The organism is Allobosea sp. LjRoot9 (assembly GCF_964252745.1).
Classification (GTDB): Bacteria; Pseudomonadota; Alphaproteobacteria; order Rhizobiales; family Beijerinckiaceae; genus Allobosea.
Genome location: NZ_CAXUPC020000006.1, coordinates 164149 through 189696, shown reverse-complemented (window position 1 = coordinate 189696; position 25548 = coordinate 164149). Strand labels below are relative to the sequence as shown.

The following is a 25548-nucleotide window of genomic DNA, read 5'->3' as shown; positions in this document are numbered from 1 at the left end:
TTGCGGCGGGCCCTGTATCGCGACCATGTCGAGCAGGAATTGCTGCAGATAATTGCCGTCGCAGCAGATCGTTTGCCTGTCCGGACGGGGCTGCGCCCATGGAATGACGCGCTTGCCGCAATCACGTCGACATCGCTCCTCGCCGGCGCCATGCCGCTTACCCCGCCGTTTGGAAGCCTGACGGGTCGAGCTCGCGCTGGTCCCGCTAGTCGTCCTTCACGAGCCGCTGGAACCATGTCGAACTGATCCAGATGCCCCGCTTGCGCGCATAGTCCTTGAAGGTTCCGACCTCTTCGAAACCCAGTTTGCGATGCAGGGCGTTGGAGGCCTCGTTGGGCTGCGCGACGCCGGCCACGGCGAGATGGACGTCCTCGCCCTGCAGCAGGGCGATCAAGGCGCTGTAGAGCCTCGTCCCCGTTCCGCCATGGCGTCGATCGGGACGCATATAGATGCTGGTTTCAACCGTCGTATCGAAGGCGGCAGACGGCCGATAACGGCTGCTATAGGCGGTTCCAAGCACATGGGCGCCGTCATGCGCCACCAGCAGGCGATAGCGGCCTGCGCCATAACCGTCGAACCATGCCCGACAGCTTTCCAGGGTGAGCGGTTCCGTGGTGAAGCGGGCGTTCGTGTTCTCGATGTAGTGATTGAAAATGGCCATCAATTCGGGAATGTCGTCGGTACGTCCGGTCCTGATCAGGACTTCGTCACTCGGCATCGATCCAAGACCTTTCTGGATAGGCTGACAACGGATGTGGGAGCCCCCGTTCACCGGGCCGCATCGGAGCCTTGGGCTTGGCCAGCCCGGATGCTGACGCAGGCGGCTGCGCCTAGTCCCGATCCGGGGCGCCGAGCGGGAAGTAGTGGCGGAAGCGCCGCGCCTCCTCCACCGCGCGGGCGAAGGACGGCCGTTGCAGCAGGCGCGCGCGGTAGGCCACGAGATGGCTGAAATGGGCAGGGATTCGATACGTCCAGTCGGCATAGAACAGCGAAGGCGCGGCGGCGCAGTCGGCGAGGCTGAATGTCTCGCCCACCGCCCAGCTGCGCCCCTGCATGCGCTGGTCGAGCCAGGCATAGCTGGTGTCCAGCATCCTGCGCGCATCCGCGACGCCGTAAGGGTCGCGGCTCCCAGGCGGGCGCAGCTTGTCGAAGACGAACTTGCCCTGGGGCGTCATGACGTAATTGTCGAAGAAGCGGTCGAGCATGCGCGCCTCGAGGGCGAGGTCGGGATCCTCGGGGATCAGCTTCACCGGCCCAGGATAATGCAGCCCAAGGTATTCGATGACGATGGAGGCCTCCAGCACGACGCGGCCGTCGTCGCGCAGGATCGGGAAGCGCTTCATCGGCCACAGCGCTGCGAGCTCCTCGCTCACGCCGGCGTCCTCCAGCATCCGGTAGGTGAACGGGATCTCGTTTTCGTAGAAGGCGATGAGCGCCTTCTGGCAGTATGACGAGAACGGATGGGCGAAGAGTTCGAGCGTCATGAGAAGGCCCTCGGTTCGCGCCCCTCAAGGACCGCGACCAGGTTGTCGATATGCCAGGTCGTCCCGTGCTCGCGCCCCTGCACCGCTTCAGTGCCGCCGGTCAGATAGGAGCCCTGTTCGGTGTGGATCAGCCGGGTCCTGCCGCCCTCGCCCCTGAGTTCGAGCGTCAGCAGCGACACCGACAGCTTATCGCCGTTGTGGAACATGTCGTAGACGAGGATGATCCGCTCGTTCTCGACGATGTCGTGATAGGTGGCCTGGAAATCGGTGATCATGCCGCTGGGCCAGCGGGCGTGGAACCGTTCCTTGCCGCCGACGCGGAAGTCGAAGTCGCGATTCAGGGTTTCGATATCAGACGGCGCCCTGAACCACACGCTCTTGGCCTCGAGGCTGCCATAGGCCGCAAAGACCCGCGCGGGCGAGGCGTTCAGAAGGCGCTCGATGGTGAATGTGGCGTTGGTGATGGTCATTTGTCCTCCTCTGCTGCGGTTTGGGCCAGATAGGCCTCCAGTTGATCGTATTGCTGTTCCCAGAAGCGCTTGCGCTCGGCGATCCAGCCTTCGACCTGCCTCATGGCCTTGAGCTCCAGGCTGCAGGTGCGCACGCGGCCCAGCTTCTGGCTCTTCACCAGCCCGGCTTCCTCCAGAACCTTCAGGTGCTGGACCACCGCCGACAGGGTCATCGGCAGGGGCCTAGCCAACTCGCTGACGGAGGCCGGACCAAGACACAGGCGCTCGACCATGGCGCGGCGTCCGGGATCGGACAGGGCCTGGAAGGCGAGGTCGAGCGGCTTGGTTTGATACTGTAGCATTTGCTTAAGTGTTGACCTGAGAACAGACAGGAGTCAACCGGGAACCGGTTCCCTGGACGCCATCCCGGTCTGGACGATTTTCTCAGGCGGCCCCGCGCCGGATAGGGATGCCCTGCGCCCTGAAGCTCGCAGGCCCTGTTCGCGACCCGCAAACCGGCAGACCGGCTGGGCTCTACGGCTGGGCGCAACACTCAAACCCGGGGCGCGACGCGCTCACCACCGCGGCGGTCAACGAGACCGACGAGGCCAGGCGCGAGAAGCTGGCGTTGGACACGGGTCAAGCTGGTCTCCAGCGACGTCTCGATCATCCCGCCCTCTCCTTTCAAGAGCATCCGGGCGACGCAGCGCAGGCTGCGCTACGACCCAAGGATCGACGAAATGACGCTCGCGACGGATGTTCACAAGGCGGGGAAGTGAGTGGGGCTGGCGCGCGTTGAGATCGCGGGGCAGACGCCGGCCGGTCTAGCCGATCCGAAGGTCGGGAGCGGCGGGCAGCGGCCCCTCCCCGCTTGTGGCGCCAAGATGTCGTCGCGCAGGCAAAATGGCTGTCAGCCCCGCGCCCTGTCCACCCATCGCCGTCAGCAAGCACCGGACGCAGCAGCGCCATCCGCCCTCAGTCAGAGAGAGGTGACTGCGAGAGTCCGTACTCCGTCGCGATATGGTGCCGCGCCAGCGCATGGATGATGTCGGCGGCGGAGTGCAAGCGACGGATTTCGAGGGATGCATCGGCATCGGAGGGGACGGCCGCCGAGGCATGCGCGGTCGCTACGCGGCAGTTCTCGGCCAGGTATTGCTCGACTGCCACGCCGCCTCTGTCGGCATCGAAGCGCTGAATCGTTTCCACCTCAAGCGACTTTACCGCGGTGTCGAAGGCTGCGGCGATCCAGAGCTTGGTCGGATTCGGGACTCCGGCTCTCGATCGCTCCCGTTTCTCGAAGACCTTGTAGAAGCTCAGGACAGCGAAGGTCACCAACCCCGCGTGTCGCGCGTTCAGACCCTCCCTATAATAGGCCAGCCGCTGGAGCAATTCGGCGTCGTTCGGGATGGATCGAGCGAAGAGCCAAGGCGAAGCGGTGTGGAACCCTCCGTTGGACCTTTGGATCGGGACCGGTACGGGGTTGCCCGACCAACCGTCCTTCAGAGCCGCGTGCCGATCGTCGCACCAGCTCATTAGGCTGAGAAAGCGATTGAGCAGCGTGCGTGCCTCCCCTGCAGAAATACGCTCGTTCGTCAGGTCTATGCTGATCGAGTGCGAACTGTCCTTTGTCGGCGGGAACATCACGAAGCGATGCCCACCGAATTCGGCAAGAGTCGGCTCCTTCGGCCAGGCCACGTTGGTATCCACGGCAAGGTTCAAGAAACACGACCCAGGCCGTGCCCCCAATTTGCGATGGAACTCGCCCCGTTCCTCTTCACTCTCGTACTCGTGCCAATTGGTCTGAAGTGGAAGATCAAGACGGCGCGATAGGACGACCTCTCTCCGCAGTTTTCTGAAGAATTCTTGCGTCAGCACCAATTGCCGAGCGGATGGGCCACCCATCCGCTCGTGGTTGTAGCCTCTATCGGCCCCCTCGTGCAGCAGCGACACGGCCATGGACGACACATAAGAGGTGACCCTCCGCTCGCCGTCTTCTTCGAAGACGCATCTGGCACCATATTCGTCGTCGTTATCCTTCCTGACAATGGCAATCGAGAAGCTCACCAAGGATTTGCAGGCGCCGTCGCTGGCCAAGACAGCCGCAACCGCTTCAAGCAAATTCGCCGAGCGAGCGATGGATGCCGCAGGTCCGCCGACCGGACGCAACCCGCCCACTACGAGCGATGCATGGCCGGCCCAACCCGCGAGCGTCGGCACGAAGCCGAGCACCGCGCTGGCAATTTGCTCGTCCGTGAGCCGCCGTCCGGCATTCTCGCGACCAGCAGGCAATCGGCGGCATCCCCTCAGGCTCTCGAAGCGCTGCTCCGTCTCTTCGTAGGGGCTCGGCGAAGCCAATGCCTGATGGAGCAGGCTGCAAAGCTGACGTGCGTACATTTCTTTCCGACGTGTTAGGGGTTAACTGCGCGGCTCCGTTCAAAGTTTTCACGATCTGAAATGAGCATGTTCGGGATCACGACTTCGCATGATTTTCTGTCCAAACTCGAGGCAGATTTCGCAGATTTTGAACAGCAGCCTGAGTCTGCCCGCCTTGCTCTCAACTGCGCCATTACTGCTTACCACCTTCATGAATGGGTCTGGGGAGACTGGCTGAAAACGGACTATAAGACCCGGAAAGCGATCGGTATTCGCGACAGAGAGGGGTTTTTGCAGTGGATCGACCGAGCATGCCCTTGGTTTTCGACTGTCCAGGCGCTGACAAACGGTACGAAGCATTTTCAACGGCGCGACGACTTCAAGGCGCTTAAAGTCGGGCTTCTGCCGTTCGCGTTCGATCTGCCAGATGCCGGCTTTGATGAAGGCCATTGGGACGGGCCTGCTCCCTTTCTTACGGGAGCCCGCGCCTTTCTCCTGTTCGACTTCGGCGTAGAGGCCGGCAGCCACCGCTGGTACACCGCAATGCAGATCCTTGAGGTCGTAGTCCGCTTTTGGCGAGAGTTTTTTATCCTCTACGCTCCAAAGCGCTCGGCGGAGGGGACCAGCTTATGAGTGCGATTTGGAACGACAGACTGATCGAGTGGCGACGGCCGCGATCGTGGGTATCACCGATGTCACGGTGGTTGAGACCCTATCTCTGCCAGGGAGTGCGAACGCTTGAGCGAACGGGCGAGCAGGATATCTGTCACGACGATCATACTTGGCTAAAAATCGTCCAGACGGTGCTGCGTATGCCTTGTGAAGCACTGACCGAGATCCTCGGTGAGGCGCTGTCATCTGCATCAATCCGAGCCTTCCACGGGTGTCGAGTCGGTGACGCCGGCGTCTACTTTCGCGAAGGCATTCTCAGGAATGACCCAGCGGTTCTAGCGGCGCGGCTTCGCATGCTGCTTGATGAGGAAGAAAGCCTTGCCTACCACAGGTCGAAAGTAGAGGAGCTCCTCGCCGACCAGGAGCTCTTCGAACGAGACAAGGGGCGTGTCTATCTCACCGCCGATGATAAAGGTTTGGTGGAATCGGCCGGCCACTACCTCCTTTATGGAGGAGAGTGGTTCATGTGCATGCTGGGATTTCCAGGCCATGAGGCCCTCCGTAAGCGCGGTGTGCCCACGATGCTGCAGCTTGATCTTCCACTAAGCGCAGCGACCACGCACGAACGTACACAGTTGGCGAAGGTGCTGTTGCAGGAATGGGCACGGATCAAGGTCAATCGGCCCGATTGGGTACCGGATCTCGATTTTACATTCACCCTGCACCAGGATGTGCCAGCCGAATGGCTGATCGGCCATTATCACCCTACCGAAATTGCTGACGTGCATCACCAATACGTCAAGCGCCGCACGCCGGACCCAAGCTGTCCACATTGCCAAGAAGGAAACCCATAAGCTGTTGGTCCTGATGTCAAGCAAGGGCGAATACATCTCGGCATTAGCGCGCCAGCTACGGACATTGATAGATTGCCCGAAACCGGACATCGCCGCTGATATGAATGGCGCGTACTAACAGAGCGCCTCCTTCACACGAGATACTGCCCTGAGGAGGTCGAATTTGATTTCGCCACCGGGGATCCGGATGGGGCGAATTCCGACTGCCTCCAGTTTTGCGTTTATTGCGGCGTCCTTCGCCTTCTGCTTACAGCGCGCGTGATGGGCGCCGTCACAAAAGACGGCAACGCGCTCTGTTGGAAAATACAGGTCGGCTTCCGTTACCAAACCCTCACTGTGGCGAAACTCGATATCCTGCCAAAGGTGATACAAAGACGGAAATGTTGCCCCGTCGTCCATGATAAGGATCTGGCTCTCAGGAAATAGCTTTTCCTTGGCTAGCGCCTGAATCAAGAATAGCTCGATGGGCGTTTCCGCTCCCCATACCCGGCGCGCTTCAACCCTCTTGAAGGGCGTAAAGAGAAGCTTCTTTCGATGTTTCTCGAACCTCGCCTTCATCTCATTCGACGGCATCCGCAAATCTATCATCAGGATTTCGTCATCCTCGGGAATCTCGGTCGCCAGGAAGAATTGATCTACCACAAGGCCAATTTCATCGAGGAACCCTTCTCGCTTCCCATCGAGGTACCCGGGCAGATTTCCGTAAAGCGCCCACTCTCCTGAAAATGGATCATAGCCCGAATACATCGGCTCAGTTTCGAGCCATTTGCTGACGTCGAGCTTGGCGACAAGCTCGATCGTTCGACATTCGACCTCATTCCGCTTCGAAGCAGGTATCAACGTAACAGCGAAGGGTCTGACCTGCATGCCCCCGTCCGCCTCGCCGGCCGCAACGCAACTGAGCACCACAGAAATGAGCTGAAACTTCGTGCCGCGCTTTCGGAACAGCTCGACTTCGCCGTCGCTGGGCTTGTCGTACAGGGTTCCACCTGCGGCCTTCGCCATCGCCGTCGTAATCGGCTGAACGCCACCGAGGTCGAGCATCGCGATGCGGATCAGTTCAGGAATGGAAGTCCAATCCAGCGAAAGCGGAAGCTTCGGCAAGGTGCGAAAAGTCGCATCTCCAAGCAAAATGGCGGGTCTGTTCTGTATCATTTTCTTTCTAAATTCATTCTTCACCGATAATGATCAGGCAAAACTTCAAATTAACTGAGCTCTAATCATCGGGGCATTCGGCTTCGAGTGTGGCTTTGGCCTCCGCCTCGCTTATCCGGACGCACTCCCCGATGAGCATGGTCAGGATGGATTCGAGGCCGGAGTAGTCGTATCCCAGCTCAGGTTTCTTATGGCCAAGAAACTGACGCGCGATCTCCTCCTTGCCTTCGATGACTCCTTGGTAGCAGTCGCGCTTTTGGTCGTAGCTTGTCCAGCGCACCATCGGCTCTGGGCCAGGATCAAGGTAGCATTCAATGGCCGCTGCCTTGCCATTGATGTCGGCGCGCTGCTCACCTGTCGGGCCAATCGTGCGAAATTTCTCGAACGCCGAGCGATCGGGTAGCTTCACGATCCGCATGTTCTCCAGGTGGTTCAATCGCGTCGATCGTTCCCAATTGAACACGCCCTCCGCGTCGTTATCGAAGATGACGACGACATTATTCTGGATGCGAATGCTAATGAGGCCGCGCACGAAGTTGTAAAGATTACCCGTTCCAGAAAATGGATAGTTCTCGCGCATATCGACAAAATCAAAGAAGTCAGCGAGATCTGGCGCAAGCAGCTCGATGGCGTGCTTGATGATCTGAACATCAGATGTGCCCTCCGTGACGATGAGAAAGCGGTTCGGCTGGCGGATGGCAGCTTCGAAACTTTCGCTCGGCGCCCAGCCGCCATCTGCGACGTCAGCGAACTGCCACGTGACAGGCAATTCCTGAGCAGTTGGATTGTTGGCAAGGAGACGAATGATAGTATAGGCGCTGAGCCCGCTGATTTCGCCGTCGTCCAGAGTGTGCGATTGGAGCCGAGCTTTCGCCTCCGGCCCAGCCAACACGTGCTCCGCGAAGAAGCGGTCGAAATGCTCGCCTCCAACGTCTGGCCGGAAGTTCGCCGCTCCGACGTTCGCAGCGGACATCAAGGCCTTCAGGTCATCAAAGCCGAAGTCGTGATTTGCATAACCAATTTCGATCAGCGCCTTGAACTCTGCTCTGCAGTAGTCATCGGTGTAGCCCAGCAAGAGGAGACGCCGGGCAACCGTTCGCAGGGGCGCAGAATATCCTTGCTTCATCTCCGTGATCAGCCGGTAGCTGAAATTATCCGAGCGCCGAATTAGGGGAAGGTCTGCGCTTTCTGGGTCATCTTCGTCCGCAGCGTAAAAATACGGGATATCGGCAAGGTCGCCGGGTCGAAACAGGGCGCTATGGTTCTGAAATCCGCCGTTCTTACCCCAGTCGAGCTGCACGCGGCCAAGCGTCAAATGAATCATTGATCCCAAGCGACGGCACTCCAGATCTCAGGACGCGTGGCCGCGCCCTCTTTAGAATATCGATTGCTTTTTCTATTTGGTCACTACGGCTAGAACCAACTGAACGCCGGCCTACAATCCCGCAGCCGAACGGAGTCTACGCCGCGATCGCCCTAAGCGCCTTGTCCATCGAGAAACTATCCATTGTCCCGTCTTCGAAGGTCACGCCAAAGCATCGAGTTGTATAACCTGGACCGCGATCGCGAGTTGGATAGAAAGACGCGGGAGCCGATTTCAATGCCCAACCGGTCCTGGCGCAGTAACCCTCATAGACTGCGCGAACGTCAGCCAGATCGTCATCGCAAAATTGTTGCTTTAGCTGTCGGTCGTCTAAAATCCCGGAGAAATGCTCTTTGGCAGCGGTGACGGTTGCAAAGGTTCGCCCCGTTCTGAGAGACACTGACTTTGCCACGATTACCTCCTCGACATGCTGGGCTTGTAGGATCAGATACGCGGCGTGATCCGCGCGGCCGTTCGAATATCGGCGATCTGCGTACCGAGGGCCTGCAGGTTTTGGCGCATGTCGTTGAACACCGGCTGCTCGGCATCGGGATCGCTGATCGTGACGATAGCCGTGAAGGGTACACCTTCCTCGGGCATAGCTTCACCCGCTCGGGTCAGGTAATCGACGAATAATCGCCAGTTCGAAGATGGGCCGACGCCTTGCGGGAAATTCTTGGCCAGAACCTTGACCGGGCTCCACTTCAGATCGTGCTCGATCAATTCCGCTTCGACCGCCGGCGATTCGCGTCTCGTGGGGAGATAGAGCGGCTCAAGCCGTCCCTTCCATCCACCGCTCGCCTGCTCCTGCTGCAGTGTCGCGTTGATGTTGACGCGGACGAACTCCGAACCGAATCGTGCATCAAGCGGTGGCGTTGAGACGAGTGTGATCTTCGCTCGGCCGCGGCACCTTCCGCCTGGACCGACCAGCGAGGCGGGCCATGGAAACCGGAAGTTGATCTGCTGGTCGCGCCTGATGCGGGATGCGAAGACGAGCGTGATCGCATGGTCGCCGGTCTCGAGAATCCGGTCAGCGGATGGCGGCATGCCGAAGCCGACCATGTGCCGCGCAATGGGTGCAAGCGCCGTGGCCTGCAATGGCACCGGCATCTGCGCGTGGTGGACGAGCAAACCGATCAGAGTCTCGCGCGAGACCTCTCCCTCGATCGCGTGGTCGAGCACAGCGGCCGTTTTTGCAGCAAGCGGCGAAGCGTAGCTCGTGCCGCATCCGTCGATGATCGTTCCGTCGGGCAAGATCGAGAACAGCCCGTGCCCAAGCGTCGAATGCTGGGAACCCGCTCCGCCAATATGGGCTAGGTCAGGCTTCACCCCGGCGCGCAAGCCAGGCCCCCGCCGGCTGAAACGTGTCGGGGCAAAGGGCACACAGCCGTCGTGCCCGGGCGGATTGAGAGCGGCCACAGCGACATTGCGGGCGCTTTCCGCAGGCGTGAGCAAGCCGTCATTGCGGGCGTTGACAAGACTAGCGAGAGCCGCCGTGGGATCTGCGGGCCACTCGGCGCGGAGATCCTGGGGTTGGATATTGCCGGCCGAAATGAACACCACTGCATTGTTGGCCTCCGCAATCTGATCGAGCCGCGCCGCGTGGGGGCTGTATCGATCCGGTGCGGCGGGCTGAAGGATATTGAGGCTCATATTGAACACCCGCACCCCGTGGCGGGCGCGGGCATCCGAGACGGCTGATTCCATCTCGTCGAAGAACTGCGGCAGGCCGTCCGGATAGTAGGAGGCGAAGGCGCCAGCCTTACGCTCGTTCGGGAAGACAGCAACATCGACCAACTCTGCACCGTCCGGCTCCGGACAGATTTCCACGCCGTTGAGTGCACCACCGATCGCAGCCAGACCACCGATGAACGTGCCATGGGCAAGATCAACGTCTTCGTCAGCAAGGATGTCCCAACGGTCAATCACCCAATCCGACAGCGCCTCACTGATTCCACCATCAATAATGCCCATGCGGGGATGGGTGCGTCGGCTGTCGCGAACCGGAACGGTCACTTCGGTTGGTCGAATGCGCGTGCTTGGCACGGACGGACTGGCAGCCCGGACGACGATTCCAGGCAGTTCGATCCGCCGGACCAACGGATGGCGGTCGAGAAAGGCGAGAAGCCGTGCGTGGCGATTGGCGTCGGGATTGAACAAAGCCAGTTCGCGACGACGCTCTCCGACCGGCGCCTCATTCAACCGCAGGACGGGCTGATCGCTTGATTGGTCGAGCCTGACCGATAGGATCGGCTGCTTGTTACGATGGCTTGGCAGCCGCTCGACTGAGAGTCCGTGTTCCAGCGCATTGAAGCCGGCTACGAAACTTTCCGCGAGGCGACGGTGACCAGCATCGAGGCGATCCCACTCGGAGCGCGGCGGTGGGTTGTCGAACAACTCAACTTGATAGGCGCTTCCGGTCATCGGATTTGAAAGCCACGCAACGGCCTCCTCGACTGAAAAGCTGCGACGGTCAGCTGGCCCATAAAGTTCGACACGGTCGATCGCGCCTGTCTCGCTCTTTCGCGCGGACGGATGTGGCTCATCCTTTTGCTTTTGTTCGTTGAACCGCATCTCAGTGTGAGTTTCGGCCCGTGCCATCTCAGCTGCAACTTGCCGGAGCGTGCCGGGTCTCGCTTCGACGATCATGACGCCGAGATCGCCACCGCCCACGACAGGTGTGCGATTGTCGCGAAAGAGGCTTGCAACAGGCCGATGACTCTTGGCCCATGCATCGCGGCGCAAGACGACCTTCACATAACCAACGTCCCCCTGCGACTGAGCGCTGAGCACGCCGGAAATCGTGTCAAGCTGGCTTAGCAGGGCGTTTCTATGGGTCACAAACTCGGCATCGCGGTGTGCAAAGAAATCCTTTCGTCCGCCGCCGCCGCCAGCCTCGCGGGCCTCTTCGTAATTTTCTGGATTGAGCACAATCTGGATCGGGCTAGCCATTCGCCACCTCGCCTTCACCGGACTTGATTGCTCGGCCGAGCTGACGGCTTACTGTCGACTTGTCCTTGCCGGCGATCTCGCCAATGTCGGCAAGGGAGAAGCCGAGGATCGGATCGTCCCGCATCGCGCGAAACAAATTGCTCGAATCGTCAAACAGCAGCGCGCGGCGCTCACTTTGAACACGGGCCGCGTTCAACGTTGCGAACTGGCGCAAGGTGTCGAGTAGTCCCCGCCGGTCCTCCTCTCGAACAGTGGTGGCCTTCTTGTAAGTGCGCACCAGAGACTCGATCTCCGCCCCCGTCGATCCCTCCGTGAACCACGAAATCAACCGCAAATGGATGCTTGGAGCTTTCACGGGCGGCATGAAATACGCCGCGATCGCTTTTCGCATCTCAAAGTCTGGTTTGGGGATTTCGAGCTGAACCTCGAACCGTCGCCAGACGGCTGTGTCGAGCAGCTTGGGATGATTGGTGATCCCAATCGTGAATCCAACATCCCGGCGCGCATCCAAGTTCTGCAGGAGCGCGTTCACGACACGCTTGATCTCCCCCACTTCCTGCGGATCATCGCGGACTTTCGCGATCGCGTCGAACTCATCCAGCAGAAGAATGCAACGATGGCGGTTTGCGAACGTGAATAGATTGCCGATATTGCGCGCTGTGGTTCCCAGGAAGGACGACACAAGGCCGTCCAGCTTCACCAGCACGACTGGCAAATCAAGCTGCTGAGCAATCCACAACGCTAACCGTGTCTTCCCCGTGCCCGGCGCCCCGTAGATGAGGCAAGTCTTCGACGGCCGGATATCGATTTCGGATAGGGCGTCGAAATTGGCCCACTCCTCGATGATGGTGCCGATGGCTTGACTGACCGTCGCATTGAACAGCGGCGCGGCCGGCTGAATATCCGCCGGGAAGATCACCTCTGCCAGCGCTGCGGCGGTCTCTCGATCAACAGGAACGGGCGTGTTTCGGGTCAGTATCTCGCCAGGAATCTGAGCCTTCGAACGCTCTATGCGGCTCGGCGAAAGCTCCTTCGTCCGATCCGCCGTCGTCAGGATGCTCGTAAGTGCGGCAGCCTGCTTCGAGACCCCATCCTTGGCTAGGGCGTCCCGTAAACGCTCAATTTGCTTGCGCAAGGCCGGGGAGGCGTCGGCCATAGCCGCGCGGCAAAGCGCTTGCACGATTGTGAAATGATCCATCTTTGCCCTTTGCGCTTCGTTGCGTCACAGCGCGATATTAATGCGTATAATCCATATGTTGATGCCAATCAACAAGCATTTGTTGCATAAATTCTCTTGTTTGATGCGCGCTAGGCCGATGAGAAGCAGCGTCCGCTGACGCTGCACACTAGGGACGGTCATGGTGTAAAGCTCGTTCCAGACCCGCGGGAAGCGCGAAAAACACAAGGCCGCGGCCAAAGACTCAAGTCCGGCAACTACATATTACATCGGGTGAATCAGCCTCGGTCGGCGACCGGGCCGTTGACACCACCCGGGATGCAAGCCTTCCAAGATTACGAGAAAACTCGGACCTGCCCATTGTGAGGCATCTCTACCAGCCGGCCAGCAAGCGGACGTCCCAAACGTCGGCAATGCGCCACAAGCACGCCGCCCCTCATATGATTGTCTTGCCCCAGGAGCAGGCGTTGGACGGCCATGCGATCCGCCCATGCCGCCACCAGGCGTTGCACCAGCCCGGCGACAGGCCCGTCAGCGGCGCCGCGATTTCAAACATGGACGACCAGCCGCCCTCCCTCGGGCCTTGCGGGCGATCAGCCCCGGAAGCCCGGCGCGCATGATCAACGCGCCGCTTCGCCCGCCCCCGCCCAACCCCCTCACGCGCTCACCGCCCGTTCCAGGTGCCCTCGATCTCGACGATGCCGGCTGCCTTGAAGGCGGCTTCCAGGCCCATCGCGTCATACATGTTGAGGCCTTCGTCGAGCCGCCGCTTGAGCCCCGCCTCCTTGGCCATGCGCGCCTCGGCATTGACGATCGCCGTCTCGATATGGCCGGGCGGGATGACGATGACGCCATCGGCATCGCCGACGACGAGATCGCCTGGATTGACGGTGACGCCGGCGACGACGATGGGGATATTGACCGCGCCGGGGCCGCGCTTGCCGGGATAGGACACCGAGATATGCGAGGCGAAGACGGGGAAACCCGCCTCGCAGACCTGCAGCGAGTCGCGCGCGGCGCCGTCGATCAGCGCCCCGCCGAGCTTCCTGATCCGGCTGTAATAGGTCGCCATCTCCCCCCACATCGCGCCATGCGGGCTGCCGCCATTGCTGACGACCAGGATGTCGCCGGGCTCGGCGACGCGGAAGGCCGCGTGCAGCATGAGATTATCGCCGGGAAAGTTGAACGAGGTGATCGCCGGCCCGCAAATGCGCGCCGTCTGGAACAGGCCACGCATCTGCGGCTGCATCAGGCATTGCCGCCCGATGATGGGGCCGAGCCCCTCATGCAGATCGGCGACGTTGATCTTTTTCGCGCGCTCGATCAGGGCCGGATCGAGGCGGGGAATCTTCGTGTAGACGACGGGTTGCATGGCGTAGTCCTCTTTCGGCTGGATTGTCGATGTGCTGGGGCTGGGGTTTCGATACGGGGGCGCTGGGCTTGGCCCCTGATCGCTCGCCATCACCCGCGCCGTCATTCCGGACGCAGCGCAGCGGAGCTCCGGAATCCATCGTAGAGTTCCGGAGCCCTCCGATGGATTCCGGATCTGCGCCGCTGACGCGGCTTGTCCGGAATGACGGCGCGTGGGTGGTCAAGGCCAGGCCCAAACCGGCTCTCACGCCGTGGCTCGGGCTGGTCCGCCGGTCTGGCTTGAGACAATGCCGGCGAGCACGCGCCTGACCGTGGCGAGATCGTCCTCGGGGATGCCCTGGAACAGCAGCTCCTCATTGGCGCGCGCATGGGCGATGATGGCCTTTAAGCTCTCCTCGCCCGCGCCCGTCAGGCGCATGCGGGCCTCTCCATCCACCGCGACGAGCCCGAGCGCGATCATCGAGCTCAGCAGGTTCTGGCTGGCGTTGAAATCGAGCAGAAGCTCGGGCAGCAGATCCTCCAGGGTTTTGTCCGGGGAGGTCGCCGCGGCGCGCAGCAGCCGCGCCTGCATCAGCGTCAGCCCCAGCCCGGCCGATTTCCGCCCGGTCTCCAAGCGCGCGGCGACCGTGCTGTAGGCGCGGATCATCAGGTTGGAGAGAACCCGCTCCTCGCCGCCATCCTGGCCGGGCACGATGCCGGCGATGTCGAAGACGCGCGTCTCCGGGTGGTCGGCCGCCACGGCGTAGCGGCCCTTGGCGAAGAGCAGCGGCGGGCGGTCGTAGCGGCAATAGCGCTGGACCTCGCCGAGCAGGATGAGATGGTCGCCGCCGTCATAGGCCTGGCTGCGGCTGCATTCGAAGCGTGCCGCGACATGGTCGAGAAGCGGCGCCTCGCCGAGCCCGGCCTGGCAATCCAGGCCTGAGAATTTGTCGGCGCCCGAGCGCGCGAAGCGCTGCGACAGGTCGATCTGGTTGTCGGCGAGGATATGGACCGCGAAATGCGAGCAGCTTTCAAAGGCCGCGTAGCTGGTGCTTTCCCGGCGGATCGACCAGAGCACCAGAGGCGGCTCCAGCGAGACCGAGGCGAAGGAGTTCGAGGTCATGCCGTAGCTGATGCCACCGAGGCTGGTGGTGATGACGGTCACGCCCGTGGCGAATTCGCCAAGGCTGCGCCGAAAACCTGCGGGCTCGATGCGGGGGTCCCCGCTTTCAACCGGTGTCCTCATGGTGACCTCGTCATCCCTTTTGATCCCCCGTCAGACGGTCGTGACCCGGATCTGGATTCCCGGCCCCGGCGGCCGCTCGGCGGTGGAGGCGTCGATCCAGTCGGAAAAGCGCTGCCTGAGATCGCTCAGGAGCCAGAGCGCGGCGGGGCCTGGCGGCTGCTCGATCCGGTGCACGGCATAGAGCGGGAACTTCAGCGGCAAACCGCGATGGGCCGCGAGCTTGAGCTCGACCATTTCGCCGGTTTCGAGATAGGCCTGCGCCAGATGCGTCGGCATGGCGCACCAGCCAAAACCGTTGCGGACGAAATCGAGCCGGCTGAACTGGTCGATGAAGCTCCAGGTGCGCGTGCCCATGACGACGCCGCGATAGCGCTTGGTGCGGTCGATCATGGTGAGCTGGATATGCTCCTCGAGCACGGCTTGCGGGATCAGGCCCTCGACCTGCGCCAGCGGGTGCTGGGCGGAGGCGACGAGCGAAATCGGCACCTCGCCGAGAAACTCCATCTGGAAGCCGGGCATGCCGTCGCGCGCGGTCGAGTAGATCGCCAACCTGACCAAGCCCTCGAAGAGGGATTGTTCGGGGGCGCCGAGCCCCTCGGCGAAGAGGTTGACCGAAACCAGCGGGAACTGGGTGCGAAAGGCGCTCAGGCTCTCGATCAGCACCGTGCTGGGAAAAACCTGCTCGATCGCGAGGCTGATTTCCGGCTCGGCCACCGTCGCCATGTTCTTGGCGCGCATGCGCAGCGCATCGGTGCCGTTCACGATCTTGCGCGCATCCTCGACGATCGCCCGGCCGGCCTCGGTGAGGAAGGGCAGCTTGCGCGACCTGTCGAAGAGCTTGAGTTCGAGCACAGCCTCCAGCGACTGGATCGCCTGGCTGACGGCGGACTGGCCGCGATTCACTTTGCGGGCGGCGGCGGAGAAACTCCCCGCCTCCGCGATGGCGATCAGCATCTGGAGCTGATCCAAGGTCACTCTGGTGAGCATGCTGCGTTCAACCCGATGGCTGGAGTAGGGCCAGGCCGGGCGCTTTTGCGTCGTGGTGGAACCGGCCCGGCGATCGATCCATACAGCCGATCGATCCCGGATGCGCCCGGCCGCTTGCGGGAAGGCTGCTTTCGGTGACCGGGACAGAGCTGCGGCGGGTTGCATCGGGCTTACCCACCAAAGCCATAGAGGCGGGCCGGGTTGTCGCTGAGGATGGCGCATTGCGCCTGACGCTCCGGCGCCCAGTCCAGCAGCAGGTCGAGCAGATCCGCCTCATCAGGCATGGTCTCGGCAGTCTCCGTCGGGTGCGGCCAATCGGAGGCCCAGAGCAGGCGCTCGCTGGACTGGGCGACAAGCGCCCGGGCCAGCGGCGCGACATCGGCGTAAGCCGGCCCGCCGGTCCGCGAGATGTGATAGGCGCCGGACAGCTTGACGTAGATGTTTTCGCGCGCGGCGAGCCGCAGCAGCGCCTGGAACGCCGCATGCGCGACCGGCACGGGCTCAGAATAGCGCCCGATATGGTCGATCACCACGGTGCAGGGCAGGCTCGCGATCAGGCTCTCATAGCGGGGCAGTTCGAGCCCATCGAGCTGGAGCTGGACATGCCAGCCTGAGCCCCGGATGCGCTCAGCCATCACCGGAAGCTCGGCCCAGTCCATCATGCCGCCGCGCATCTGGTGGAAGCGCAGGCCGCGCGCGCCCCGCCGCCAGAGCGCCGCAAGCTCGGCATCGCTCGTACTCACCGGCACGGTGACGACGGCGCGGGCGGCGTCGCCGAACTCGGCCGCCTTGTCGAGAATGCAGCGATTGTCGAAGCCATAGGTCACCGGCTGCACCAGGACCAATCGCTGCAGGCCGGTCCGCGCCTGCACCTTGCGATACTGCGCGACCGTGAAATCGGGCGGAAACAGCCAGGCCCGGTCGGAGGCCGGATAGGCGCTGTCGTAGAAATGCATATGTGTGTCGCAGGCGCCCGGGGGGAGCGCCAGGCGCGGCCGGCGCAGGGGCGTGGTTGTGGTTGTGGTCGTCATGCCGGCTGACCTGAAATCGGTTTGGTGAGACATGCGGTTTCTCGGGAGGCGGCCATGGCGTCAGTTCGCCAGATTGTCGCGCAGGGTCTCGCCCTCGTAATCGGTGCGGTGGATGCCCTTGGCCTGCAGCAGCGGCACGACCTCGTCGACGAAATGCTCGATGCTCTTGAGGTTCGTCGTCGGCGTGATGTTGAAGCCGTGGCAGCCGCTCACCCGCCAGAGATGCTCCATCTGGTCGGCGACCTGCTCGGGCGTGCCGACCAGTTGCGGCATGCCGACGCTGGCCCCAAAAACCCGAGCCGCGTCGCGCGCCGTGGCCTTGCCGTCGCCGGTCATGTTCGCCAGCGCCATCAGCATGCCGCGCGATGCGTCCGTGGTGTTGTTGGCGAGCGGCGTGTCGAGATCGATCTTGCTGAAGTCGATCCCCATCGTGCCCGACATCCGGCTGAGCGCCGCATCCAGCGGAATCCGCTCGGACATCTCGACCTGGCGCCGCTTCGCCTCGGCCTCGGTGCCGCCGAGCACGCATTGGATGCCGAAGGTCACCTTCGGCGCCTCAGCCCGCCCCTCGGCATGCGAGGCCGCGTTCAGCTTCTCGACGAATTGCTGCATCTCGCGTTCGCGGGACTGGATGGCGAAGACGATGTCGCCATGCTTCAGCGCGAATTTCTGGCCGCGCCCGGAGGAGCCCGCCTGGAACAGCACGGGCCGGCCCTGCGCCGAGGGCAGAACCGGCGGCACCGTCTGGCACTGGAAATGCTCGCCGGAAAAGTCGATCACCGAGACCTTGCTCGGATCGGCGAAATGGCCGCTCTCAGCATCGGCAAGGATGGCGCCGGGCTTCACCCCGTTCCAGAGCGCGTAGCAGATCTCCATGTACTCGTCGGCATGGTCGTAACGCAGGTCATGCTCGAGCTGGGCTATGCCGAGCGCACGATGCTCGCCGCGCAGATGGCCCGAGACGATGTTCCAGCCGACGCGCCCGCCGCTGAGATAGTCCAGCGTCGAGAGGCGTCGCACGGTGCTGTAGGGGTGCCCGCCCGAGGTCGACATCGTGACCGCCAGGCCCAGATGCTTGGTCTCGGCCAGCATGACGCCGACGACGGCCATCGGGTCATGGCAGGGCCAGGTCACGCCGTAGCGGACATAATCGTCGAAGCTGTCCTTGTAGCGCTCCATGCCGCCGGGCGTGTCGGCGAAGAAGGCGGCGTCGAAGCGCCCGCGCTCCAGCGTCCGCGCCAGCTTCTTCCAGTGCTCGAACGAGGCCAGCCCCTCCAGGCGGTCATCCTCCGGATCGGCCCAGCTCAGCGAGGTGTGGTTGATCGGGCTGTGCATGTAGAAGCCGATCAGATGCATGCGCTTGCTCATCGTCAGCCGGCCTTTCGCAATGTGTTGGCGTCGATCTCGGTGTTGGCGTCGATCTGGTCGGTCGCGGGTGCGGCCCGCGCGGCAGGGCGCGGCTCCATCAGGTCAATGAGGCTTTCCGCACCGGCGCAGCCGGTATCGGTCCAGCCGAGCTGGCCCATCACCAGGCTGAGCTCCTGGCGCATGATCTCGAGCACCTTGGCAGCGCCGGCCTCGCCCGCAGCCGCGACCCCGAACATGGCGGGGCGGCCGAGAAAGGCCGCCTTCGCGCCCAGGCAGAGCGCCTTGGCGATATCGCTGCCGCGCCGGAAGCCGCTGTCGATGATGAGTTCGGCCCTGCCCGCGAGCGCATCAGCGATCACCGGCAGCATGTCGAGCGAGCCTGGGGCGCTGTCGAGCTGGCGGCCGCCATGGTTGGAGACCATGACCCCGTCGGCGCCGAGCGACACCGCCTTCTGCGCATCGGCGGGGTGCATCACCCCCTTGACGACGAGGGGTCCGTCCCAGGCCTTGCGGACCTCGGCGAAGATCGACCAGGTCTGCGCCGGCGCCGGCGTCTGCGTGCCGTAGAGATCGGCGACGGCATTGGCATCGGCGCCCGGCGCCGCATAGGGCCGCCAGTTCTCCATCATCGGAATCCCGCCCTTGGCGAGATAGCGAAAGGTCCATCCCGGCCGGCTCAGCCCCTGCAGGATGACGCCCGGCGTCAGCTTCATCGGGCGGCGGAAGCCGTTGCGGATATTGCGCTCGCGCTTGCCCATGACCGGGGTGTCGACGGTCATCACCAGCACCCGGACGCCGAGCGCCTTGGCGCGGGCGACGAGATCGAGCGTGATATGGGGGTCGCGGGTGCCGTAGATCTGCAGCCAGGTCGTCTTCGGCGCCAGCGCCATCGCGGCTTCGATGGAATCGCAGCTGGCGCTCGACATCATATAGGGCAGCTCGAAGCGCGCGGCGGCCCGCGCCAGCATCAGGTCGGCGCCGGGCCGGAAGAAGCCGGCGATCCCCATCGGCGAAATCCCGAAGGGGCTGGCATAGTCATGGCCAAACAGCGTCACCTTCTGGTGGCGCTTTTCGACATCGACGAGATAGCGCGGCAGCAGCTTGTAGCGCTCGAAGGCGGCGCGGTTGCGCTCGAGCGCGACCTCGCCATCGACCCCGCCATCGATGAAGTCGAACGCGATCCGCGGCAGGGCCTTGCGGGCCAGGATCCTGATATCGTCAAGATTGATCGCCTGATCCAGTCTCATGGTGTCGTATCGAGTCCCTTGGATTGCATGGGCGGCGCGATAAGGCCGGGAGCCCTTCGCGACGTCGGGAACACGAGGTCGCGGGTCCTTGCCGTCATGACGAACTCGCGGCTGGCGAGGCCGCAGCTGGCGAGGCCGCGGCCGGCGAGCTCGCGGCATCCGGCTGATCGACCGGCACGCGCTTGCCGCGCGGCTGCAGCCGCCCGGCGATCTCCCCGACCAGGCCGCGCGGCAGGAAGAGCAGCGCCGCCCCGTAGATCAGCCCGAAGATCAGATGGCTGTATTCGGCGTAGCCGCCGAGGCTGTTGGAAATCCAGATCAGCAGGATCGAGCCCACCATCGGCCCCCACAGCGTGCCGATGCCGCCGACGACGAGGATCGCCATCAACTGGATCATGACGCTGAGGTCGAAGAAGGTGCCGTTCACATAGTTGAGGAAATGCGCGTAGAGGCTGCCAGCGAGCGCCGCATAGACCGCGCTCAGCACGAAGATCTGGATGCGGCAGCGCACGACATCGATGCCCAGCGCACCTGCCGCCGCCTGATGCGCGCCCAGGGCCCGCAGCGCCCGGCCGAAGCGGGAATCGACGATCCTGAACGAGAGCAGGAACAGCACGATCGCGACGAACCAGATCAGGTAATACATCTTCAGGCGCGTATCGAACTCGAAGCCGAACAGGCTGAAGTTCGGCACAGCCGGTATCCCGGTCAAACCGCCGGTGACCTCCGTCCAGCGCGTGCTGACGATGATGACGATCTGGGCGAAGGCGAGCGTGATCATTGCCAGGTAATGCCCGCGCAGGCGCAGGATCGGCGCGCCGATCAGCAGGGCCACCAGCCCCGTGCCGATGGTCGCGGCGAGCATGGCGGCGAGCGGCGACCATTGGTAGTTCACGGTCAGGATTCCGGTGGCGTAGGCGCCGAGCGCCATGAAGGCGTTGTGCCCGAAGGAGATCTTGCCGGCATAGCCGACGAGCAGGTTGAGGCCGATGGCGACGATGGCGAAGAGCCCGCCCAGCGCCATCACCGTCACCAACGAGCCGCTGGCGACGAGCGGAAAGGCGATCGCGGCTGCAACCAGCAGGACGACGCCCTTGGTGTTGTTCGTCAGCCTGCTCATATTTCCTCGTCCTTCAATTCGACGAGAGGCCGGAAGATGCCGGCCGGCCGGACGATCAGCAGGGCGAAGAGCACGCCATAGGTCACCGCATCGCCGTAGACCGAGGAGATGAACGCCGTGCTGAGCGACTGCAGGATGCCGATCACCAGGCCCCCGACGATCGCGCCGCGCATATTGCCGAGCCCGCCGATGATCGCGGCGGCAAAGCCGTTCAAGGTCATGGAGACGCCGATATCGAACTGCGTGCTGATCAGCGGCGTGAAGATCACCCCGCCGATCGCGCCGAGCAGCGCTGCGAGCCCGAACGACATCGCGACCATCCGCTCGGTGCCGATGCCGAGCCAGGCGGCGACACGGCGGTTGATCGCCGTCGCCTTCATCGCCTTGCCCAGCATGGTGCGGCTGAAGAAGCCCTGGAGCGCGATGAACAGCACCACCGTGGTCAGCAGCACCCAGACCGCCTGGCTGCTCAGATTGAGCGAATCCAGCCGGATCGCCGGCAGCAATCCGAAGGCGGGGAATGTCAGCGGGTCGCGGCTGACGGCCAGCATGACGATGTTGGGAATGACGGTGGCTGCGGCAAACAGCATGAACACATAGGTCCAGTCCTTGGCGCCGCGCCGCCAGAGCGGCCTGATCAGGAGCCGCTCGACCAGCAACCCCACCAGCACCGTCACAGTCACGCCGCACAGGATCGCGAGCAGCAGCGGCAGGCCGGCAAAGCCGTAGAAATAGGCCGTGGTCATGCCGCCGAGCATGACGAAATCGCCCTGGGCGAAGTTGATGATCCCGGTGGTATTGTAGACCAGGCCGATCCCGACGGCGTTGAGGGCATAGATCGCCCCGAAGACGACGCCGTTCAGCAACAGGAGGGGGATGAGGTCCATCATTGGACAAGCTCTCCCGCACCCAGATAGCTCTCTTCCACGAGAACCAGGCCGCGCTCGCGCAGCTGCGAACTCGAGCCCGCCATGATGATCTGACCGGTCCGGAAGACGTAGCTTCGGCTGGTCGTCTCCAGCGTGACATGGGCGTCCTGCTCCACCATCAGGCAGGCAAGGCCGTCCGCATGCAGCCGTCGCAAGGTGGCGAGGATCTCGGCGAAGATCTTTGGAGCCAACCCAAAGGACGGCTCATCGAGCAGCAGCAGCTTGGGGCGGCTCATCAAGGCGCGCCCGATCGCCAGCATCTGCTGCTCGCCGCCCGAAAGCGTCGCTGCAAGCTGCTGCGCCCGCTGGCGCAGGATCGGGAACAGCTCGAGCACCATGTCGAGATCCCGGGCGATCGCGGCGCGGGGCTGGCGACGGCGGCAGTAGGCGCCGAGCTCCAGATTCTCGATGACGCTGAGCGGCCCCAGGACCTGGCGGCCTTCGGGGACGATCGCGATGCCGCGCGAGACCCGCAGATGCTGCGGCAGATGGGTGATGTCCTCGCCGTCGAAAGAGACGCGGCCACCGCTTGCACCGACAGCGCCGGATATCGCCATCAGCAGCGAGGTCTTGCCCGCCCCGTTCGAGCCGATCGCCCCGACGAACTCACCCTCGCCGACATTGAGCGAGACGGTCTTCAGGGCCTCGATCCGGCCATAGGAAACCTTGAGATTTTGAACTTCAAGCACGCGGCTCACCGCCTCCCAGATAGGCCTCGATGACTTTCGGATCGTGCCGCACCTGCTCCGGGGTGCCGTTGGCCAGCCGCTTGCCGAAGCTGAGAACGGTGATCCGGTCGCAGATCTTCATCACCAGGCTCATGTCATGCTCGACGACGACCAGCGTCTTGCCTTGCGCCCGGATGGCCAGGAGCAGATCGGCCAGGCGCGCGGTCTCGCTCGCATCCAGCCCCGAGGCCGGCTCATCGAGCAGCAGGACGCGCGGCTGCGTGACCAGCGCACAGGCCAGTTGCAGCAGGCGCTGATGGCCGAGCGGCAGCACGTCGGCGAGCATCTGCGCCTGACCGGTCAGCCCGACAAAGGCCAGGGCGCTCTCGGCCGCCTCGCGGAAACCGCGCTCTTCCCGCTTGACGAAGGGCAAGCGCAGCATGGCGGCGATCAGCCCGGCGCGACCCCGGGCGTGGCAACCGACCATGACGGATTCGAGCACCGTCATGCCGTGGAAGGGGTGGATCTTCTGGAAGGTCCGCACCATCCCCAGCACGACCCGGTCATGGGGCCGGACATGGTTGATCCGCTTGCCGTCGAAGCGGATCTCGCCGCCATTGCCGGGAAAGACGCCGATCAGGACATTGAAGAAGGTCGATTTCCCCGCCCCGTTCGGCCCGATCAGCCCCGAGATCTGACCGGGCTCGACGGAGAAATCGACATTGTCCAGGGCCGTGACACCGCCAAACCGCTTGCACAGCCCCTGGACATCGATGAGCGGCGCCGCCGTCATTTCGACACCAGCACCACTTTTCCATCCTTGATCTGCGCGACGACGACGCCGCTGACGCCGGAATGCCGCGCCGGATCATAGCCGTAGGTCACCCCCAGCACGCCCTGATGGCCTTGCGTGGCTTCGAGCGCCGCCTTCAGCGTCTCGCCGGTCACATTCGGCCCGGCCTTGGTCATGGCCGCCGCAAGCAGCATGCCGATGTCGTAGTTCTGCGCGACCCACCATTGCGCCTGTTCGGGATCGCGGCCGTATTTGGCTTTGAAGGCCTCGCGGAAGGCGCCGATCGTTTTGGCGCGCGGATCGTCCTTGGGGAAGGTATCCCAGACCGAGAACGGGGTCGCCGCGAAATAGGTGCCCTCGACCGCGGCAAGCCCGCCGATATCGATCAGCGCCGCAATTCCGGCCACGGGGAAGGTCGTGCTGCCGAAGAGTTTGGCGTCGTAGCCGAGTTCCGCCTTCTGCTTCAGGATCAGGCCGGCGGCGGGGCCAGCCCCGGTCACGAGAATCCAGTCGGCCTTGGCCGCCTTGAACTTCGAGAGTTGCGGGATGAAGTTCTTGTCGGTCGCGGAATTATAGCTCTCAGCCGCCACGACCGTCAGGCCCTGCTTCTTGGCCTCCTCGGCCCAAGTCTTGCCCAGCGTGCGCGCCCAGACGTCGATCGCGCTCAGGATGGCGACCGATTTCGCACCGTTCTGCTTGAGGAAGGCGATCGCGGCGGGCGCTTCCTCTTCCGGCGTCGGGGCGGTGGCGAAGCTGTAATCCGATTTGGTCGGCAGGATCGTCGAGCCGACCATGTTGACGACCTTGCCCTTGGTCATCATCGGCGCGACCGCCTCGGTGATGTCGCTGCGCACCGGCCCCACGATCGCCAGCACGTTTTCGCCTTCGATCAGCTTGACCGCCAGCGGCACGCCCTTGGTCGCGTCCGACTCGTCGTTCAGCTGGACGATCTCGAGCTTGCGACCGTTGACGCCGCCGCGCTTGTTGATTTCCTCGACCGCGAGCATGAGACCGTCGCGACCGCCGAGCCCCATATTGGCGACATAGCCGGAGAGCGAGGTCAGCATCCCGATCTTGTAGGTATCAGCGGCTCCAGAGGCCGTGCACAGGCCAAGGCTTATCGCGGCGCAGAGCCCCGCACGTGCCAGTTCGCGCAAATCCATCTTGTCTTCCCTCCGCAATGGCCGTTTTCCAGCCCTATCGATTTTTTTGATCCGCTACGCCGCATCTCCAGGGAGTGCGGCGGTCGGCATAGGCGTCTTCATGAGCCGCCGAAGCGCTTTGGTGTTCGTCGTCAGAATTGCCTCGTCAGTCCCGCATCTCCTGGCCTCGCAACCGGGCGCTACGCCCTGCCCCCGAACTGCGCCCTGCGCCCCCCGCCGAACCTGTCTGCCTGTAAACTAGGATCATCCGAGCCTTCTTGAAAACCGGGCAAATCATGATGGGTTTCATCGGCTGAGCTAATAGGTCGCGCCGTGACGGCGGATGTGCGGTCAAGCGAAACGGAGCCCATTTCGCTCGAAAGTACGGCCTTGGGGGCGTTAGAATAGGCCGTTCATCCTCGGAACCACGCCATCATCCCGGATCGGCCCGGAGTTCACCGCCGAGGCCGTTGGCCTCTCGGACTGCTAGGCATGGCGGCCGCGCTGGAACTCTTAGACGCGACGCGCTATATGACCATCTAGATGGTCATGAGCGTGACTTGCAGGGGCCTGACATGAACGCGATCAATCTGGCCGATGCCAAGGCCCATCTGAGCGAGCTGGTCGACCGGGTCGAGGCTGGCGCTTCGATCGAGATCACCCGGCGCGGCAAGCCGGTTGCCCGGCTCACCGCCCTGGCCAGGCCGCGCAAGCCGATCGACGCCGCCCTGCTCGCGGCGCTGACAGTGACCATGCCGGCGCAGCCCCAGAGCGCCGCCGATCTGGTGCGGTCGATGCGGGATGGCGACCGCTACTGATGCTCTATCTCGACACATCGCTGATCGTGGCGGCGCTCTCCAACGAAGCGATGACGCCACGCGTGCAAGCCTGGCTGGCGGAGCAGGATCCGGCGCAGCTTCTTATCAGCGACTGGACCATCACCGAGATGTCCTCAGCCATGGCGATCAAATTGCGGACGCGACAGATCAGCCTGGAGCAGCGCGCGGCAGCGCTCGCCATGTTCAACAAGCTCACCACCGAGAGCTTCACCGTGCTCGGCGTGACAAGCGGGCAGTTCCGGACGGCAGCGAAGTTTGCCGATCAGCATGCCCTGGGGCTTCGCGCCGGCGACGCGCTGCATCTCGCCATCGCATCGGAGCATGGCGCCACCGTGCACACGCTCGACCAGCGGCTCACCGAGGCCGGCCCAGCGCTCGGCGTGCCCACGCAATTGCTGGCGTGATCCAG

24 protein-coding genes are annotated in these 25548 nt (G+C 63.2%); 4 read left to right on the top strand and 20 right to left on the bottom strand.

Annotated features, from left to right (window positions below):
* Positions 1 to 205: 205 nt before the first annotated feature.
* The 5 genes from ACSQ3P_RS22380 to mauJ all read right to left on the bottom strand — a co-directional run bounded on the left by ACSQ3P_RS22380 (position 206) and on the right by mauJ (position 4327).
* Positions 206 to 718, bottom strand: a complete 513-nt coding sequence (locus ACSQ3P_RS22380) for an N-acetyltransferase family protein (protein ID WP_436167687.1) — start codon at positions 716 to 718, stop codon at positions 206 to 208.
* Between the two features lie 112 nt (positions 719 to 830).
* Positions 831 to 1484, bottom strand: coding sequence for a glutathione S-transferase family protein (locus ACSQ3P_RS22375; RefSeq protein WP_436167686.1), 654 nt, complete (start codon positions 1482 to 1484; stop codon positions 831 to 833).
* Positions 1481 to 1954 carry an SRPBCC family protein gene (locus tag ACSQ3P_RS22370; protein ID WP_436167685.1) on the bottom strand — a complete coding sequence of 158 codons (474 nt, stop codon included), beginning with the start codon at positions 1952 to 1954 and terminating at the stop codon, positions 1481 to 1483. The genes ACSQ3P_RS22375 and ACSQ3P_RS22370 overlap by 4 nt, the downstream gene beginning before the upstream one ends.
* A complete protein-coding gene (locus ACSQ3P_RS22365) occupies positions 1951 to 2295 on the bottom strand; it encodes an ArsR/SmtB family transcription factor (protein ID WP_436167684.1) in 345 nt (114 codons plus the stop codon). Before ACSQ3P_RS22365 ends, ACSQ3P_RS22370 begins: the two co-directional genes overlap by 4 nt.
* 613 nt (positions 2296 to 2908) lie before the next feature.
* Complete coding sequence (gene mauJ, locus ACSQ3P_RS22360; protein WP_436167683.1) at positions 2909 to 4327, bottom strand: methylamine utilization protein MauJ; 1419 nt, start codon at positions 4325 to 4327, stop codon at positions 2909 to 2911.
* A gap of 66 nt (positions 4328 to 4393) precedes the next feature.
* Between mauJ and ACSQ3P_RS22355 the strand changes: the two genes are divergently transcribed.
* Complete coding sequence (locus tag ACSQ3P_RS22355) at positions 4394 to 4939, top strand: hypothetical protein (protein WP_436167682.1); 546 nt, start codon at positions 4394 to 4396, stop codon at positions 4937 to 4939.
* A 59-nt stretch (positions 4940 to 4998) separates the two neighbouring features.
* Positions 4999 to 5772 carry a hypothetical protein gene (locus ACSQ3P_RS22350; protein WP_436167681.1) on the top strand — a complete coding sequence of 258 codons (774 nt, stop codon included), beginning with the start codon at positions 4999 to 5001 and terminating at the stop codon, positions 5770 to 5772.
* Between the two features lie 114 nt (positions 5773 to 5886).
* Here the strand turns inward: ACSQ3P_RS22350 and ACSQ3P_RS22345 are convergent, their stop codons facing one another.
* From ACSQ3P_RS22345 to ACSQ3P_RS22275, 15 genes are all read right to left on the bottom strand, one after another.
* A complete protein-coding gene (locus tag ACSQ3P_RS22345; protein WP_436167680.1) occupies positions 5887 to 6951 on the bottom strand; it encodes a hypothetical protein in 1065 nt (354 codons plus the stop codon).
* A gap of 37 nt (positions 6952 to 6988) precedes the next feature.
* Positions 6989 to 8251, bottom strand: coding sequence for a HEPN/Toprim-associated domain-containing protein (locus tag ACSQ3P_RS22340; RefSeq protein ID WP_436167789.1), 1263 nt, complete (start codon positions 8249 to 8251; stop codon positions 6989 to 6991).
* A 483-nt stretch (positions 8252 to 8734) separates the two neighbouring features.
* On the bottom strand, positions 8735 to 11242 hold the full coding sequence (locus ACSQ3P_RS22335) for a S8 family peptidase (RefSeq protein ID WP_436167679.1): 2508 nt from the start codon (positions 11240 to 11242) through the stop codon (positions 8735 to 8737).
* The gene (locus tag ACSQ3P_RS22330; RefSeq protein WP_436167678.1) at positions 11235 to 12440 is read right to left on the bottom strand and encodes an AAA family ATPase; all 1206 of its coding nucleotides are present in this window, start codon (positions 12438 to 12440) and stop codon (positions 11235 to 11237) included. Before ACSQ3P_RS22330 ends, ACSQ3P_RS22335 begins: the two co-directional genes overlap by 8 nt.
* A gap of 643 nt (positions 12441 to 13083) precedes the next feature.
* Positions 13084 to 13791: an RraA family protein gene (locus ACSQ3P_RS22325; protein ID WP_436167677.1), complete on the bottom strand. Its 708-nt coding sequence runs from the start codon at positions 13789 to 13791 to the stop codon at positions 13084 to 13086.
* Between the two features lie 243 nt (positions 13792 to 14034).
* Positions 14035 to 15015 carry a flavin reductase gene (locus ACSQ3P_RS22320; protein WP_436167676.1) on the bottom strand — a complete coding sequence of 327 codons (981 nt, stop codon included), beginning with the start codon at positions 15013 to 15015 and terminating at the stop codon, positions 14035 to 14037.
* Between the two features lie 30 nt (positions 15016 to 15045).
* Positions 15046 to 16002 carry a LysR family transcriptional regulator gene (locus tag ACSQ3P_RS22315; RefSeq protein ID WP_436167675.1) on the bottom strand — a complete coding sequence of 319 codons (957 nt, stop codon included), beginning with the start codon at positions 16000 to 16002 and terminating at the stop codon, positions 15046 to 15048.
* 170 nt (positions 16003 to 16172) lie between these two features.
* Positions 16173 to 17033 carry an amidohydrolase family protein gene (locus ACSQ3P_RS22310; RefSeq protein WP_436167674.1) on the bottom strand — a complete coding sequence of 287 codons (861 nt, stop codon included), beginning with the start codon at positions 17031 to 17033 and terminating at the stop codon, positions 16173 to 16175.
* A gap of 60 nt (positions 17034 to 17093) precedes the next feature.
* Positions 17094 to 18401 (bottom strand): NtaA/DmoA family FMN-dependent monooxygenase, encoded by a 1308-nt coding sequence (locus tag ACSQ3P_RS22305; protein WP_436167673.1) that lies wholly within the window; start codon positions 18399 to 18401, stop codon positions 17094 to 17096.
* A 2-nt stretch (positions 18402 to 18403) separates the two neighbouring features.
* Positions 18404 to 19648, bottom strand: coding sequence for an alpha-hydroxy acid oxidase (locus tag ACSQ3P_RS22300; RefSeq protein WP_436167672.1), 1245 nt, complete (start codon positions 19646 to 19648; stop codon positions 18404 to 18406).
* Positions 19649 to 19742: 94 nt separating this feature from the next.
* The gene (locus ACSQ3P_RS22295) at positions 19743 to 20768 is read right to left on the bottom strand and encodes a branched-chain amino acid ABC transporter permease (RefSeq protein WP_436167671.1); all 1026 of its coding nucleotides are present in this window, start codon (positions 20766 to 20768) and stop codon (positions 19743 to 19745) included.
* The gene (locus ACSQ3P_RS22290) at positions 20765 to 21658 is read right to left on the bottom strand and encodes a branched-chain amino acid ABC transporter permease (RefSeq protein WP_436167670.1); all 894 of its coding nucleotides are present in this window, start codon (positions 21656 to 21658) and stop codon (positions 20765 to 20767) included. Before ACSQ3P_RS22290 ends, ACSQ3P_RS22295 begins: the two co-directional genes overlap by 4 nt.
* Complete coding sequence (locus ACSQ3P_RS22285; RefSeq protein ID WP_436167669.1) at positions 21655 to 22386, bottom strand: ABC transporter ATP-binding protein; 732 nt, start codon at positions 22384 to 22386, stop codon at positions 21655 to 21657. The genes ACSQ3P_RS22290 and ACSQ3P_RS22285 overlap by 4 nt, the downstream gene beginning before the upstream one ends.
* Positions 22379 to 23158, bottom strand: a complete 780-nt coding sequence (locus ACSQ3P_RS22280) for an ABC transporter ATP-binding protein (RefSeq protein WP_436167668.1) — start codon at positions 23156 to 23158, stop codon at positions 22379 to 22381. Before ACSQ3P_RS22280 ends, ACSQ3P_RS22285 begins: the two co-directional genes overlap by 8 nt.
* Positions 23155 to 24321, bottom strand: a complete 1167-nt coding sequence (locus tag ACSQ3P_RS22275) for an ABC transporter substrate-binding protein (RefSeq protein ID WP_436167667.1) — start codon at positions 24319 to 24321, stop codon at positions 23155 to 23157. The genes ACSQ3P_RS22280 and ACSQ3P_RS22275 overlap by 4 nt, the downstream gene beginning before the upstream one ends.
* A 554-nt stretch (positions 24322 to 24875) precedes the next feature.
* Here ACSQ3P_RS22275 and ACSQ3P_RS22270 point away from each other — a divergent pair.
* Positions 24876 to 25118, top strand: coding sequence for a type II toxin-antitoxin system Phd/YefM family antitoxin (locus tag ACSQ3P_RS22270; RefSeq protein ID WP_436167666.1), 243 nt, complete (start codon positions 24876 to 24878; stop codon positions 25116 to 25118).
* On the top strand, positions 25118 to 25543 hold the full coding sequence (locus ACSQ3P_RS22265; RefSeq protein ID WP_436167665.1) for a type II toxin-antitoxin system VapC family toxin: 426 nt from the start codon (positions 25118 to 25120) through the stop codon (positions 25541 to 25543). Before ACSQ3P_RS22270 ends, ACSQ3P_RS22265 begins: the two co-directional genes overlap by 1 nt.
* Positions 25544 to 25548: the final 5 nt, after the last annotated feature.

What these genes read in the sequence shown, in the direction of transcription:
- ACSQ3P_RS22320 (WP_436167676.1), bottom strand. Translation starts at nt 15,015, where the DNA reads ATGAGGACACCGGTTGAAAGCGGGGACCCCCGCATCGAGCCCGCAGGT.
- ACSQ3P_RS22310 (WP_436167674.1), bottom strand. Translation starts at nt 17,033, where the DNA reads ATGACGACCACAACCACAACCACGCCCCTGCGCCGGCCGCGCCTGGCG.
- ACSQ3P_RS22290 (WP_436167670.1), bottom strand. Translation starts at nt 21,658, where the DNA reads ATGATGGACCTCATCCCCCTCCTGTTGCTGAACGGCGTCGTCTTCGGG.
- ACSQ3P_RS22300 (WP_436167672.1), bottom strand. Translation starts at nt 19,648, where the DNA reads ATGAGACTGGATCAGGCGATCAATCTTGACGATATCAGGATCCTGGCC.
- ACSQ3P_RS22355 (WP_436167682.1), top strand. Translation starts at nt 4,394, where the DNA reads ATGTTCGGGATCACGACTTCGCATGATTTTCTGTCCAAACTCGAGGCA.
- ACSQ3P_RS22330 (WP_436167678.1), bottom strand. Translation starts at nt 12,440, where the DNA reads ATGGATCATTTCACAATCGTGCAAGCGCTTTGCCGCGCGGCTATGGCC.
- ACSQ3P_RS22370 (WP_436167685.1), bottom strand. Translation starts at nt 1,954, where the DNA reads ATGACCATCACCAACGCCACATTCACCATCGAGCGCCTTCTGAACGCC.
- ACSQ3P_RS22350 (WP_436167681.1), top strand. Translation starts at nt 4,999, where the DNA reads ATGTCACGGTGGTTGAGACCCTATCTCTGCCAGGGAGTGCGAACGCTT.
- mauJ (WP_436167683.1), bottom strand. Translation starts at nt 4,327, where the DNA reads ATGTACGCACGTCAGCTTTGCAGCCTGCTCCATCAGGCATTGGCTTCG.
- ACSQ3P_RS22270 (WP_436167666.1), top strand. Translation starts at nt 24,876, where the DNA reads ATGAACGCGATCAATCTGGCCGATGCCAAGGCCCATCTGAGCGAGCTG.
- ACSQ3P_RS22265 (WP_436167665.1), top strand. Translation starts at nt 25,118, where the DNA reads ATGCTCTATCTCGACACATCGCTGATCGTGGCGGCGCTCTCCAACGAA.
- ACSQ3P_RS22375 (WP_436167686.1), bottom strand. Translation starts at nt 1,484, where the DNA reads ATGACGCTCGAACTCTTCGCCCATCCGTTCTCGTCATACTGCCAGAAG.
- ACSQ3P_RS22380 (WP_436167687.1), bottom strand. Translation starts at nt 718, where the DNA reads ATGCCGAGTGACGAAGTCCTGATCAGGACCGGACGTACCGACGACATT.
- ACSQ3P_RS22315 (WP_436167675.1), bottom strand. Translation starts at nt 16,002, where the DNA reads ATGCTCACCAGAGTGACCTTGGATCAGCTCCAGATGCTGATCGCCATC.
- ACSQ3P_RS22335 (WP_436167679.1), bottom strand. Translation starts at nt 11,242, where the DNA reads ATGGCTAGCCCGATCCAGATTGTGCTCAATCCAGAAAATTACGAAGAG.
- ACSQ3P_RS22305 (WP_436167673.1), bottom strand. Translation starts at nt 18,401, where the DNA reads ATGAGCAAGCGCATGCATCTGATCGGCTTCTACATGCACAGCCCGATC.
- ACSQ3P_RS22280 (WP_436167668.1), bottom strand. Translation starts at nt 23,158, where the DNA reads ATGACGGCGGCGCCGCTCATCGATGTCCAGGGGCTGTGCAAGCGGTTT.
- ACSQ3P_RS22275 (WP_436167667.1), bottom strand. Translation starts at nt 24,321, where the DNA reads ATGGATTTGCGCGAACTGGCACGTGCGGGGCTCTGCGCCGCGATAAGC.
- ACSQ3P_RS22325 (WP_436167677.1), bottom strand. Translation starts at nt 13,791, where the DNA reads ATGCAACCCGTCGTCTACACGAAGATTCCCCGCCTCGATCCGGCCCTG.
- ACSQ3P_RS22365 (WP_436167684.1), bottom strand. Translation starts at nt 2,295, where the DNA reads ATGCTACAGTATCAAACCAAGCCGCTCGACCTCGCCTTCCAGGCCCTG.
- ACSQ3P_RS22295 (WP_436167671.1), bottom strand. Translation starts at nt 20,768, where the DNA reads ATGAGCAGGCTGACGAACAACACCAAGGGCGTCGTCCTGCTGGTTGCA.
- ACSQ3P_RS22340 (WP_436167789.1), bottom strand. Translation starts at nt 8,251, where the DNA reads ATGATTCATTTGACGCTTGGCCGCGTGCAGCTCGACTGGGGTAAGAAC.